Origin of the sequence: Nocardia sp. NPDC060259 (assembly GCF_042728775.1) — a bacterium.
In the GTDB taxonomy this organism is placed as follows: Bacteria; Actinomycetota; Actinomycetes; order Mycobacteriales; family Mycobacteriaceae; genus Nocardia.
Genome location: NZ_JBHXAY010000084.1, coordinates 20,417 through 33,030, shown reverse-complemented (window position 1 = coordinate 33,030; position 12,614 = coordinate 20,417). Strand labels below are relative to the sequence as shown.

The 12,614-nt window shown below is 69.7% G+C and carries 10 protein-coding genes; 7 read left to right on the top strand and 3 right to left on the bottom strand.

From position 1 onward, the window contains the following. Positions 1 to 38 precede the first annotated feature (38 nt). Positions 39 to 1,028: a heme o synthase gene (locus ACFWF2_RS25270; protein ID WP_379309929.1), complete on the bottom strand. Its 990-nt coding sequence runs from the start codon at positions 1,026 to 1,028 to the stop codon at positions 39 to 41. Between the two features lie 440 nt (positions 1,029 to 1,468). Between ACFWF2_RS25270 and tkt the strand changes: the two genes are divergently transcribed. From tkt to ACFWF2_RS25240, 6 genes are all read left to right on the top strand, one after another. After that, positions 1,469 to 3,610: a transketolase gene (gene tkt, locus ACFWF2_RS25265; RefSeq protein ID WP_379309928.1), complete on the top strand. Its 2,142-nt coding sequence runs from the start codon at positions 1,469 to 1,471 to the stop codon at positions 3,608 to 3,610. A 5-nt stretch (positions 3,611 to 3,615) separates the two neighbouring features. Next, a complete protein-coding gene (tal, locus tag ACFWF2_RS25260; protein ID WP_379309927.1) occupies positions 3,616 to 4,752 on the top strand; it encodes a transaldolase in 1,137 nt (378 codons plus the stop codon). Positions 4,753 to 4,756: 4 nt separating this feature from the next. After that, on the top strand, positions 4,757 to 6,331 hold the full coding sequence (zwf, locus tag ACFWF2_RS25255) for a glucose-6-phosphate dehydrogenase (RefSeq protein ID WP_379309925.1): 1,575 nt from the start codon (positions 4,757 to 4,759) through the stop codon (positions 6,329 to 6,331). Further along, positions 6,328 to 7,236 (top strand): glucose-6-phosphate dehydrogenase assembly protein OpcA, encoded by a 909-nt coding sequence (gene opcA / locus ACFWF2_RS25250; protein WP_379309924.1) that lies wholly within the window; start codon positions 6,328 to 6,330, stop codon positions 7,234 to 7,236. Before zwf ends, opcA begins: the two co-directional genes overlap by 4 nt. Next, the gene (gene pgl / locus ACFWF2_RS25245) at positions 7,229 to 8,014 is read left to right on the top strand and encodes a 6-phosphogluconolactonase (RefSeq protein WP_379309923.1); all 786 of its coding nucleotides are present in this window, start codon (positions 7,229 to 7,231) and stop codon (positions 8,012 to 8,014) included. Before opcA ends, pgl begins: the two co-directional genes overlap by 8 nt. A gap of 113 nt (positions 8,015 to 8,127) precedes the next feature. Next, positions 8,128 to 8,889: a PaaI family thioesterase gene (locus ACFWF2_RS25240; protein ID WP_379309922.1), complete on the top strand. Its 762-nt coding sequence runs from the start codon at positions 8,128 to 8,130 to the stop codon at positions 8,887 to 8,889. 73 nt (positions 8,890 to 8,962) lie between these two features. On the opposite strand, the gene ACFWF2_RS25235 is transcribed toward ACFWF2_RS25240, so the two are convergent. After that, entirely contained in the window at positions 8,963 to 9,940 is a 978-nt protein-coding gene (locus ACFWF2_RS25235; RefSeq protein WP_379309921.1) for an alpha/beta hydrolase fold domain-containing protein, read from the bottom strand. A 200-nt stretch (positions 9,941 to 10,140) separates the two neighbouring features. Between ACFWF2_RS25235 and ACFWF2_RS25230 the strand changes: the two genes are divergently transcribed. Beyond that, a complete protein-coding gene (locus ACFWF2_RS25230; protein WP_379309920.1) occupies positions 10,141 to 12,372 on the top strand; it encodes a dehydrogenase E1 component subunit alpha/beta in 2,232 nt (743 codons plus the stop codon). Here ACFWF2_RS25230 and secG read toward each other — a convergent pair. Next, on the bottom strand, positions 12,359 to 12,592 hold the full coding sequence (secG, locus tag ACFWF2_RS25225) for a preprotein translocase subunit SecG (protein ID WP_189023559.1): 234 nt from the start codon (positions 12,590 to 12,592) through the stop codon (positions 12,359 to 12,361). The genes ACFWF2_RS25230 and secG overlap by 14 nt on opposite strands. Between the last annotated feature and the right edge of the window lie 22 nt (positions 12,593 to 12,614).

Below are 12,614 nucleotides of genomic sequence, written 5' to 3'. Positions count from 1 at the left end.
CATCCCTGCCCGGCCACCGGCGTTCGTTTCGAGAAGTATCAGAGCCCGACGAGGCTACCCAGCGTGGTCCACCCGAGCACCGAGTCGACAGCCAGACCACAGAACACCACCGCCAGGTAGTTGTTCGACTGCAGGAACAACCGCAGCGGCTTCACCGACTCACCACGCCGCACCCCGGCGTAGAGCTGATGCGCCATCAGCAGGAACCACGCACCGGCCACCAGCGCGACGGCCGCGTAGATGACACCGGTCGCGGGGACCAGAGCCAGCGTGGCCAGCACGGTCAACCAGGTGTAGATGACAATCTGCTTGGTGACGACCTGCTCGGTCGCGACCACCGGCAGCATCGGCACCCCCGCCGCCCGGTAGTCCTCCTTGTAGCGCATGGCCAGCGCCCAGGTATGCGGCGGCGTCCAGAAGAAGATGACGGCGAACAGCACGATCGCGGGCCAGCCGATGTTCCCGGTGACCGCGGACCAGCCGACGAGGGCGGGCATGCAGCCCGCGGCGCCGCCCCACACCACGTTCTGCGAGGTCCGGCGCTTGAGGCCCTTGGTGTAGACGAAGACGTAGAACAGGATCGTCGCGACCACCAGCACGCCGCTGAGCAGGTTGGCCTGCCACCACAGCCACGCGAACGAGATCGCGCCCAGTGCCACACCGAAGACGAGCGCGTGCCTGGTCGGCACCGCGTCGCGGGCCAGCGGGCGCCGCGCGGTCCGCTTCATCACCTTGTCGATGTCGGCGTCGGCGACACAGTTGAGGGTGTTGGCGCTGGCCGCGCCCATCCAGCCACCGAACAGGGTGACCAGGATCAGCCGGATGTCGACGGTGCCGCGGTCGGCCAGCAACATCGTCGGGATGGTGGCGACGAGCAACAGCTCGATGACACGCGGCTTGGTGAGCGCGATGTAGGCGAGTGGCTTGCGCACTATCTTGGAGACGAGACCGTCCCCGGTGAGGCGATCGGCCAGTGCCGTCGAGGAATTGTGCGCACCGCTACTACCCGGCTGGGGATCGATCCGCACTGTTTCTCCTCGCACGCTGTGCTTCGCATCCGGCATTGGAACGAGCAGCGCGCGGCTGCGGCGCGGCCACTACTACAGACGATGGTAGACCCACGCCGGTGCCGCTCCACGCCAGGGCCCTGCCACCGTGGGCACGGTCACTGCCGCTCCCGCGGCCGTCACGAGGCCCCACCCCACGGTGAACCGGCATCGACATGCAGGTGAACGGCACCGCGGATGCGCCACCGCCCTGCCCGCCGATGGATGCCGCCCACACCGGAGACGACGCCCAGGTCCGCACTACACTCACAACCAGGGTTCGCGCCGGTCCCACCGAGCATCACCACTAGGGTATGGATGTACATCGGTACGCACCCCCGGCCGCGTGCGATCCGTTCGAGACACATCGCAGCTGCCATGTATCGCCGTCGACGAAACCTCAGGTCAGGAGAACCACGGTCGTGTCAGTCACAGACGACATTCGCGCCCTCACTCAGCGGAACTACCCCAGCGACTGGACGGACCTCGACACCAAGGCCGTCGATACCGCCCGCGTCCTCGCCGCCGATGCCGTGCAGCAGGCGGGCAACGGACACCCCGGCACCGCGATGAGCCTCGCGCCGGTCGCCTACACCCTCTTCCAGCGCACGATGCGCCATGACCCCGCGGAACCGCGCTGGGTCGGTCGCGACCGGTTCGTGCTGTCCTGTGGGCATTCCAGCCTCACCCTCTACATCCAGCTCTACCTGGCCGGTTTCGGCCTGGAGCTGACCGACCTCGAGCACCTGCGCCAGTGGGGTTCGCTGACCCCGGGCCACCCCGAGTTCCGGCACACCGACGGCGTCGAGATCACCACCGGCCCGCTGGGCCAGGGCCTGGCCTCCGCGGTCGGCATGGCGATGGCCGCCCGTCGTGAGCGTGGCCTGTTCGATCCGGAAGCGGCGCCGGGCACCAGCCCGTTCGACCACTTCATCTACACCATCGCCTCCGACGGCGACCTGCAGGAGGGCGTCACCGCCGAGGCCTCCTCGATCGCGGGCACCCAGCAGCTGGGCAACCTCGTGGTGATCTACGACGACAACGAGATCTCCATCGAGGACGACACCGACATCGCCTTCACCGAGGACGTCGCCAAGCGCTACGAGGCCTACGGCTGGCACGTGCAGATCGTCGAGGGCGGCGAGGACGTCGTGGCGATCGAGGCGGCCATCGAGGCGGCCAAGGCCGAGACCGACAAGCCGTCGATCATCATCCTGCGCACCATCATCGGCTTCCCCGCGCCGAACAAGATGAACACCGGTGGCGTGCACGGCGCCGCACTGGGCGCCGACGAGGTCGCCGCGGTGAAGAAGGCGCTCGGCTTCGATCCCGAGAAGTCCTTCGACGTCGACCCGGCCGTCATCGAGCACACCCGCAACGCGCTGGCCCGCGGTACCGAGGCCAAGGCGAAGTGGCAGCTGGACTTCGACAAATGGGCCGAGACGAACCCGTCCAACAAGGCCCTGTTCGACCGCCTGCAGACCCGCTCGCTGCCCAAGGGCTGGGTCGAGGCGCTGCCGAGCTTCGAGACCGACCCGAAGGGCATGGCCACCCGCAAGGCCTCCGGCAAGTTCCTGGCCTCCGTCGCCGACGAGCTGCCCGAGCTGTGGGGCGGTTCGGCCGACCTGGCCGAGTCCAACAACACCACCATGCCCAACCAGCCGAGCTTCGGCCCCGAGTCGATCTCGACCGGCATGTGGAAGGCGCAGCCCTACGGCCGCACCCTGCACTTCGGTATCCGTGAGCACGCGATGGGCTCGATCCTCAACGGCATCGCGCTGCACGGCCCGACCCGCCCGTACGGCGGCACCTTCCTGGTGTTCTCCGACTACATGCGCCCGGCCGTTCGCCTGGCCGCGCTGATGCGGGTGCCCGCCATCTACGTCTGGACCCACGACTCCATCGGACTCGGCGAGGACGGCCCGACCCACCAGCCGGTCGAGCACCTGGCCGCGCTGCGCGCGATCCCGGGCCTCAATGTCGTGCGTCCCGGCGACGCCAACGAGACCGTGCACGCCTGGCGCACCATTCTCGAGCGCGACTCCGACGAGCACATCTCGCACTTCCACACCTTCGACGCACCGCACCAGGACGGCCCGTCCGCGCTGGCGCTGACCCGCCAGGACATCCCGACCCTGGAGGGCACCAGCTACGAGGGTGTCAAGAAGGGTGGCTACGTGCTGGCCGAGGCCTCGACCGGTACCCCGCAGGTCATCCTGATCGGCACCGGTTCCGAGCTCCAGCTCGCGGTCGCCGCGCGCACTACCCTGGAGGAGCAGGGCATCCCGACCCGCGTGGTCTCGATGCCGTGTGTGGAATGGTTCGACGCGCAGGACCAGGGCTACCGCGACGAGGTGCTGCCTCCCTCGGTGCGTGCCCGGGTGGCCGTCGAGGCCGGTATCGCGATGCCGTGGCACCGGTTCGTCGGTGACGCGGGCGAGGTCGTCGGCATCGATCACTTCGGTGCCTCGGCCGACTTCAAGACTCTGTTCCGCGAATTCGGTATCACCGCCGATGCCGTCGTCGCCGCCGCACTGCGTTCGACCGACAAGGTGAAGGGGTAAAACCAATGGCACAGAACGAGAATCTCGCCGCGCTCTCGGCCGCGGGGGTCTCGGTGTGGCTCGACGATCTGTCCCGTGATCGGATCCAGTCCGGCAATCTCGCCGACCTGGTCGCGACCCGCAGCGTCGTCGGTGTCACCACGAACCCGAGCATCTTCCAGGCCGCCCTGAGCAAGGGGCACGACTACGACGGTCAGCTGAAAGAGCTTGCCGCCCAGGGCGCCGACGCCGACGCCGCGATCCGCACCATGACCACCGACGACGTGCGCGCCGCCTGCGACGTGCTCGCCCCGGTGTTCGAGGCAACGAACGGCGTCGACGGCCGCGTGTCGATCGAGGTCGACCCGCGCTTCGCCTTCGACGCCGACAAGACCGTCGCCCAGGCGATCGAGCTGTGGAAGATCGTCGACCGCAAGAACCTGTTCATCAAGATCCCGGCCACCGAGGCGGGCCTGCCCGCCATCACCGCGGTGATCGGCGAGGGCATCAGCGTCAACGTGACGCTGATCTTCTCGGTGCCGCGCTACCGCGCGGTGATGGGCGCCTACCTCGACGGTCTGCGCAACGCGAAGATCGGCGGCCACGATCTGGCCAAGATCCATTCCGTCGCTTCGTTCTTCGTCTCCCGCGTCGACACCGAGATCGACAAGCGCCTGGACACGATCGGTACGCCGGAGGCGCTCGCGCTGCGCGGCAAGGCCGGTGTCGCCAACGCCCGGCTGGCCTACGCCGAGTACCAGGACGTGTTCGACGGTGGGGCGCACACCTCCACCTACAACCACCTGGCCGCGCAGGGTGGCAACCGCCAGCGTCCGCTGTGGGCGTCGACCGGGGTGAAGAACCCGGACTACTCCGACACCCTGTACGTCACCGAGCTGGTCGGCCCGAACACGGTGAACACCCTGCCGGAGAAGACATTGCAGGCCTTCGCCGATCACGGCGAGGTCCTCGGCGACACGCTCAGCGGCCGGGCCACCGAGGCCGCGCAGGTCTTCGCCGACCTGGCGGCGGTCGGCATCGACCTCGACGATGTGTTCGCGCTGCTCGAGCGCGAGGGCGTCGACAAGTTCGAGTCGGCGTGGAACGAACTGCTCGAAGCCACCACCGGCGAACTGCGCACCGCGGCGGCGGGGGGCAACTGACCCGATGGCCGGCACAGCATCGACGGATCGGGCGGCGGGGCTGTGGCGCAACCCGCTGCGCGACGAACGAGACAAACGGGTTCCCTTCATCGCGGGGCCCTGCTGCATGGTGATCTTCGGTGTCACCGGAGATCTGTCCCGCAAGAAGCTGATGCCGGCCATCTACGACCTGGCGAACCAGGGGCTGTTGCCCCCTGGTTTCGCCCTGGTCGGGTTCGCCCGGCGTAACTACGCCGACGAAGACTTCGCCGCCGTCGTCCTGGACGCGGTGAAACAACACGCGCGCACACCCTTCCGCCAGGAGGTCTGGGATCACCTGGCGGAGGGGCTGCGCTTCGTCCAGGGCAGTTTCGACGACGACGCGGCCTTCGCGACGCTCGCCGACACCCTGCGGACCCTGGACGCGACCCGCGGCACCGGCGGCAATTACGCCTTCTACCTGTCGATTCCGCCGAACATGTTCCCGGTGGTGCTCGACCAGCTCTCCGAGCACAAGCTGGCCCAGCCGGTCGGCACCGGCGCCGACGGCTACCTGCCGTGGCGGCGGGTGGTGATCGAGAAGCCCTTCGGGCACGACCTGGCCAGTGCCAAGGAACTCAACGCCCTGGTCAACCGGGTCTTCCCGGAGGAGCAGGTCTTCCGCATCGATCACTACCTCGGCAAGGAGACGGTGCAGAACATCCTGGCGCTGCGCTTCGCCAACGAGTTGTTCGAGCCGCTCTGGAACGCCAACTACGTCGACAGCGTGCAGATCACCATGGCCGAGGACATCGGCCTCGGCGGGCGTGCGGGGTATTACGACGGGATCGGCGCCGCGCGTGACGTCATCCAGAACCATCTGCTGCAACTGCTGGCGCTGACCGCGATGGAGGAGCCCACCTCCTTCGAGCCGGAGCAGCTCACCACCGAGAAGATCAAGGCGCTCTCGGCGACCAAACTCGTCGCGCCGCTGGACGAGACGACCGCGCGTGGCCAGTACACCGAGGGCTGGCAGGGCAGCGAGCAGGTGGTCGGCCTGCACGAGGAGGACGGTTTCGACCCGCAGTCGCGGACCGAGACCTACGCCGCGATCACCCTGCACGTGGAGAACCGCCGCTGGGCCGGTGTCCCGTTCTACCTGCGCACCGGAAAACGCCTCGGCCGCAGGGTGACCGAGATCGCGGTGATCTTCAAGCGCGCGCCGCACCTGCCGTTCGACCAGACCATGACCGAGGAACTCGGGCAGAACGCGCTGGTCATCCGGGTGCAGCCGGACGAGGGCATCACCCTGCGCTTCGGCTCCAAGGTGCCGGGCTCCGGCATGGAAGTGCGCGATGTGAACATGGACTTCAGCTACGGCGAGGCGTTCACCGAGTCCTCCCCCGAGGCCTACGAGCGGCTCATCCTGGACGTGCTGCTCGGCGTGCCCTCGCTGTTCCCGGTCAACGCGGAGGTCGAATTGTCCTGGCGCATCCTCGATCCCGTGCTCGAGCACTGGGCGGCCGAGGGCAAGCCCGAACCCTACGAGGCGGGCACCTGGGGCCCGGCCTCGGCCGATGAGATGCTCGCGCGCAGCGGGCGGGAATGGCGGCGCCCGTGATCGTCGACATGCCCGACACCACCACCGTCGAGGTCGGCAAGCGGATGGTGCAGTTGCGCGAGACCAACGGCGTCATCACCCAGGGCCGGGTGCTCACCCTGGTGGTCTGCACCCTGGATTCCTCCGAGGCCGAGGACGCGATCGACGCCGCCAACGACGCCAGCCGCGAACACCCGTGCCGGGTGATCGTGCTGGCCCGCGGCGACCGCGACGCCGATACCCGCCTCGACGCCCAGATCCGCGTCGGCGGCGACGCCGGTGCGGCCGAGGTGATCGTGCTGCGGTTGCAGGGTCCGCTGGTGAACCACGAGAGCAGCGTCGTCACGCCGTTCCTGCTGCCCGACACCCCCGTGGTGGCGTGGTGGCCGCGTGGCGCGCCGGAGTTCCCTTCGCTGGACTCGGTGGGCAAGCTGGCCAAGCGCCGGATCACCGACGCCACCTTCGCGCCCGATCCGCAGGCCGCCATCAAGAAGCGCCGCTACTCCTACGCGGTGGGCGACACCGATCTGGCGTGGAGCCGCATCACCTACTGGCGTGCGCTGCTGGCCGCCGCGCTGGACGAGCCGCCGTTCGAGCCGGTCACCTCGGTGACCGTGTCCGGCCTGGCCGGCGAGCCCGCGCTGGACACCCTCGCGGGCTGGCTCGCTTCGCGTCTGAGCTGTCCCGTCATCCGCAGGACGGGTGAGCTGCGGGTGGAGCTGCACCGCGGCGCGGATTCGATCGCCATCAGCCGCCCGCAACTAGGAAGAACAGCAACGCTGACCCGCACCGGTGAACCCGATCAGCGCATCGCGCTGGCGCGCCGGGAAACTCGCGACTGCCTCGCCGAGGAACTGCGCCGGCTCGATGCCGACGAGATCTACGCCGAGGCGCTCGCCGGAATCGAGAAGGTGACCTATGAGTGACCACACCGACGTGCACGACGAGCTCGGTGCCGAATTCCCGGCCGATACCGTCGAGGTCCACGACGACGCCGACGGTCTGGCCGATGCCGCCGCCGAACGATTCGTCGACGTGATCGTCGCTGCCCAGGCCGAACGCGGCACCGCCTCGGTGTCGCTGACCGGCGGCAGCGACGGCATCCGGCTGCTCGAGCGGGTCCGGCAGAACCCGGGCGCCATCGACTGGTCCAAGCTCTACGTCTACTGGGGCGACGAGCGTTTCGTCCCCGCGGACGACCCGGATCGCAACGAACTCCAGGCCAGGAAGGCGCTGCTCGACTTCGTCCCGCTCGACCCGGCCCACGTCTTCCCGATCGCGGCCTCGGACGGCACCTACGGCTCGCCGGAGGCGGCGGCCGCCGCCTATGCCCAGGCGATCCACACCGAGCTCGACGAGCGCGGCGACATCGACCTGACCGTTCTCGGCATGGGCCCCGAAGGCCACATCGACTCCCTGTTCCCGCACTCCCCCGCCATCCGGGAACAGCACGATTACGTTGTCGCCGTGCATGATTGCCCGAAGCCGCCGCCGACCCGGGTCAGCCTGACCCTCCCGGCGATCCACCGCTCCCGCCACGTGATGCTCGTTGTCAGCGGCACCGCCAAGGCGGCCGCCGTGGCCGCCGCGGTCAACGGCGCGTCGCCCGACGACGTTCCGTCGGCGGGCGCCGTCGGCATCGAGTCGACCACCTGGGTCGTCGACGAGGCGGCCGCCGCCGACCTGCTGCTCGACGAGGAATAGCCGTCCGGCGAAGGGCCGGGCCCAGGCGGGTCCGGCCCTTTCGCATGCCGGGCCCCTCGCAGCGGCCTCCCCGGCCCATCGATATCGTCGAGGGTGTTCTACCGGCCGAAAGGGTGACCACCAGCATGATCCAGACCGAGACGGTGACGATTCCCGGCCATGTGCACGGCTATCCGCAGGTGGCGTTCGGCGGATATGTGGCCGGAATGCTGGCCCGCCGATCCGGAGCCGACACCGTGCGCGTCGATTTCCGCCGCGCTGTCCCGATCGACACCCCGATCGCCCTGCCCGCCGCCGAACCCGGGCACGCGACCCTGACCGACGCGGACGGCACGCTGCTGGCGCAGGCTGCTCCCGCCACGCTCGGCATCACCGCGCCGCCCGGTCCCTCCTGGTCGGCGGCGAAGCGCGCTGCCGAAGCCGCGCTCGCGAGCCCGAAACGCCCGGTCACCGACTGCTTCGGCTGCGGTGTCGAGTGCTCGCCCGGCCACGGCCTGCGCCTTTTCCCCTGGCCGGTACCGGACCGTCCGGTCATCGCCGCCGCGTGGACTCCGGATCAGGGCCTCGCGGACGACAACGGGGAACTGCCACCGGAGATCGTCTGGGCTGCCCTCGACTGCCCCGGCGGTATCGCCGCCTGGGTGTTCCAGGGAATGGCCCACGGGGCGGTTACCGCGGCCCTCACCGCCACCCGGTTCCAGCCGGTCCTGGCGGGCGCGGAATACATCTCGCATGCCTGGGCGATCCGCAGCGAAGGCCGCAAATACACGGTGGGCGCGTCCCTTTCGACGCGCGGCGGTGAGCTGTGCGCCCTCGCCGAGGCCCTGTGGGTTGCGCCGCGCGAGCAGACCCCGGCCTCGGCTTCCGAGCGATAGCGCCGCGCCGGCGACTTGCCACATCCGCGCCGAAGTGATCGCCACCGCGGAATTGACGTCGGGCACGCCCGGGTCAGCGTGGCGTACTCGTGCGCTCCAGCAGGCGGCTGCGCAGGTGGGCGAGGATTTCCTCGCGGGCCGGTTGGGCCGCAGGGACGAGCCGGGGCATGCTCAGGAAGGCGTGGGTCGCTTCGGCATAGCGAGTCAGTGTCACCTCGATGCCTGCTGCGCGCAGCCGGTCGGCGTAGGCGGGCGACTGGTCCTCGAGGGTGTCGAGACCGGCCGACACGATGAGGGCGGGGGCGACGCCGGTGAGATCGTCGGCGTACAGCGGCGAGATCGTCCTGGCATCGAACGACGGGGGTAGCACGATCCGTTGTACCGCACGGCAATTGGCGGGCGACGCGGTCGGGGCATCGGCGTTCTCGGTGAACGAGGGATACCGGAACACGGCGTCGGTCCAGTCGAGCTGCGGATTGATCAGGACTTGGCCGCGCACCGGCAGACCGAGCTCCACGGCCCTGATCGCGGTGAGGGCCGCGAGCGTGGCGCCCGCGCTGGCGCCGAGCAGGGCGAGGCGGCCCGGATCGGCGCCCCATCGCGTGGCCTGCTCGACGAGGCGAGGCACCGCGTCGTAGGCGTCCTGGACGGGTTCGGGTACCGGATGTTCCGGCGCCAGGCGGTAATCCACGGAGGCGACCACCGCCGGGGTATGCGCGGCCAGATGGCTGAGCAGCCAATCGTCCTGGGCCGGAACACCGCCGATGAGGCCGCCACCGTGGAAGGCGACGATCAACGGCAGCCCGGTGCCGCCACTCGTCGGCTGGTAGATCCGCACATCGAGGGTACGGCCGGGGAGTTCGAGGGAGTGCGTCGTGATCCGCGCACCGGGGTCGGGTTTGCCGAGGACGAAGGCGCCGAGCGCGGACCTCAGGGTGCGCGCCTGCGCGGCGCGGAGCTCGATGACCTCGGCCGGGGTGATCGCATCCCAGTCGGGTTCGGGCTTCAGTGCGGCGAGTATGCGCATTCGCAGGGGAACTGTGCCTCGCATGATGGATCCTCCAGACGTCTCGTCGTGCTGTTCACCGGCCGCTGAGCGGGGGTAGCACTACCGTGGCAGGCGCGACCGGCTGTGCGCTTTCGGAAATGTGCGATCCGGCGCGGGTCACAGGGCGCGAGCGCCTAGCATCGGATTCCTGGCATGCCGACGGGATCGGACGTCGACTCGACTGCGGGCGAGGAGTGGGTGCGATGGGCGAAGTGGCGAGGAGCTCGCTCGACCTGGACGCGGCGTTTCGGACCGCGCTGGCCGGTCTCACCGCGGCCGACCGGTGCGATGCCGTCGGCGCGATCGATGCCGCGCGGGGGCTGGAGCTGTTCGAATCCCAAGTCACCAGCAGGCATCTCGATCTGGCGGCGCGGCGGCTCGGCGCCGCCCGGCAGGGGTTCTACAGCATCGGGTCCTCGGGACACGAGGGCAATGCGGCGGTGGCGGCCTCGCTGCGGATCGACGATCCGGCACTGCTGCACTATCGATCGGGCGCGTTCTTTGTCCAGCGGTGCAGGCAGATTCCGGGGGCCGACCCCATCCGGGACGTGCTGCTCGGGGTCGTCGCGGCGGCCGCCGACCCGATCTCCGGTGGCAGGCACAAGGTGTTCGGGAGCAAACAGGCCTCGATCATCCCGCAGACCTCGACGATCGCGTCCCAGCTGCCGCGCGCGGTGGGGCTGGCATTCGCACTGGATCGGGCCGCACGGCAAGGCATTCCGTGTCCATGGCCCGCCGATGCGGTCGTGGTGTGCAGCTTCGGTGACGCTTCAGCCAATCACTCCACCGCGGCGGGGGCGATCAACGCGGCGGTGCACGCCGCGCATCAGGGTGTGCCGATGCCGCTCGTGTTCGTCTGCGAGGACAACGGGATCGGCATCAGTGTGCCGACGCCACCGGACTGGATCGAACGGTCCTACGGCCCGCGGCCCGGGCTCACCTACCTCGCTGCCGACGGCTGCGATCTCCCGGATGCCCTCGGCGTCGCCGAAGACGCGGTGGACCTCGCCCGGACGTGGCGGGTGCCGGTCTTCGTGCATCTGCGCACCGTTCGCCTCGGCGGGCACGCGGGGTCCGACGTCGAGGCGGCCTACCGCGGGCCTGCCGAACTCGCCGCCGACCTGGCTCGTGATCCCTTGCTCGGCACCGCCCGCTTTCTGCTCGATGCGGGCTTCGCCGACGCCGCCGACCTGCTCGACCGCTACGAGCGCATCGGCGCTCGCGTCCGCGACACGGCCGACGAAGTGCTCGGAGAGGCCCGGCTCGACTCCGCGGCGGCGGTGACGGCTCACCTCGCCCCGTCCACTCCCGACGCGATCCGCAGCGACGTCGCCCGGAGCGTCGGCAACCGCGCAGCCGATGTCCTCGGGCTCGGCCCCAGCGGCCCGGAGGACACCGGGTCGCCTGGCGATTCGGCCGTCCCCGCACTGCCGCCGATGACACTCGCCCAGTCGATCAACCACACGCTCGGCGAACTGCTCGCACGCGACGACGACGTGCTGGTCTTCGGCGAGGACGTGGCTCGCAAGGGCGGCGTCTACGGCGTCACCAAGGGCCTGCGGAAGCGATTCGGGGCGCGGCGGGTGTTCGACACGCTGCTCGACGAGCAAGCCGTCCTCGGGACCGCCCTGGGAACCGGGCTGGCCGGATTCGTGCCGATCCCGGAGATCCAGTACCTGGCCTACGTCCACAATGCCGCCGACCAGATCCGTGGTGAAGCGGCGACCCTGTCGTTCTTCTCCAACGGCCGGTACCGCAATCCGATGGTGGTGCGCATCGCCGGGCTCGCGTACCAGAAAGGCTTCGGCGGCCACTTCCACAACGACGATTCCCTGGCCGCCCTGCGCGATATCCCCGGCGTAGTCGTGGCGGTGCCCGCTCGCGCCGACGACGCCGCGGCGATGCTACGCACCTGCGTCTCCGCCGCCCGGGTCGACGGGCGCGTCTGCCTGTTCGTGGAGCCGATCGCGCTGTACCACACCAGGGATCTGCACCCCGGCGACGAATCCTGGCTCGCCGCACCGACTTTCGAGCATGTCCCGATCGGCAGTGCCCGGGTCTACGGCGACGGCACCGATCTCACCCTCGTCACCTTCGGCAACGGGGTGCCGATGTGCCTGCGCACCGCGGACCGCCTCGCCGCCCAGGGCATCCACGCCAGGGTGCTCGACCTACGCTGGCTGAACCCGCTCCCGGTCGCCGACCTGCTCCGTCACGCCGAGGCCACCGGCCACGTGCTCGTCGCCGACGAAACCCGGCGCAGCGGCGGCGTGTCCGAGTCGGTCTACGCGGCGCTCGTCGACGCGGGTTTCCCCGGGACCCTCGCCCGCGTCACGAGCGAGGACAGCTTCGTCCCCCTCGGCCCCGCCGCCGACACCGTCCTGCTGAGCGAGTCGGCTATCGAAGCGGCGGCACAGCGACTCAGGCGAACTTGATCTCCAGGCCGATGCCGAGGATCGCGATCAGCCAGACGATGCCGACGAAGATGGTGATGCGGTCGAGGTTCTTCTCGACGACGGTGGAGCCGGACAGGCTCGACTGCACGCCGCCACCGAACAGGCTGGACAAGCCGCCACCCTTGGCGCGGTGCAGCAGCACCAGCAGCACCAACAGGACGCTGGTGATCACAAGGAGGATATCGAGGAACAGCGACATGGCGCCCATCCTATGGGGTCCA

Bases quoted from the DNA above. Each gene is read 5' to 3' on its own strand.
- pgl (WP_379309923.1), top strand. From the start codon at position 7,229: ATGAGTGACCACACCGACGTGCACGACGAGCTCGGTGCCGAATTCCCG.
- ACFWF2_RS25230 (WP_379309920.1), top strand. From the start codon at position 10,141: ATGGGCGAAGTGGCGAGGAGCTCGCTCGACCTGGACGCGGCGTTTCGG.
- zwf (WP_379309925.1), top strand. From the start codon at position 4,757: ATGGCCGGCACAGCATCGACGGATCGGGCGGCGGGGCTGTGGCGCAAC.
- secG (WP_189023559.1), bottom strand. From the start codon at position 12,592: ATGTCGCTGTTCCTCGATATCCTCCTTGTGATCACCAGCGTCCTGTTG.
- tal (WP_379309927.1), top strand. From the start codon at position 3,616: ATGGCACAGAACGAGAATCTCGCCGCGCTCTCGGCCGCGGGGGTCTCG.
- ACFWF2_RS25235 (WP_379309921.1), bottom strand. From the start codon at position 9,940: ATGCGAGGCACAGTTCCCCTGCGAATGCGCATACTCGCCGCACTGAAG.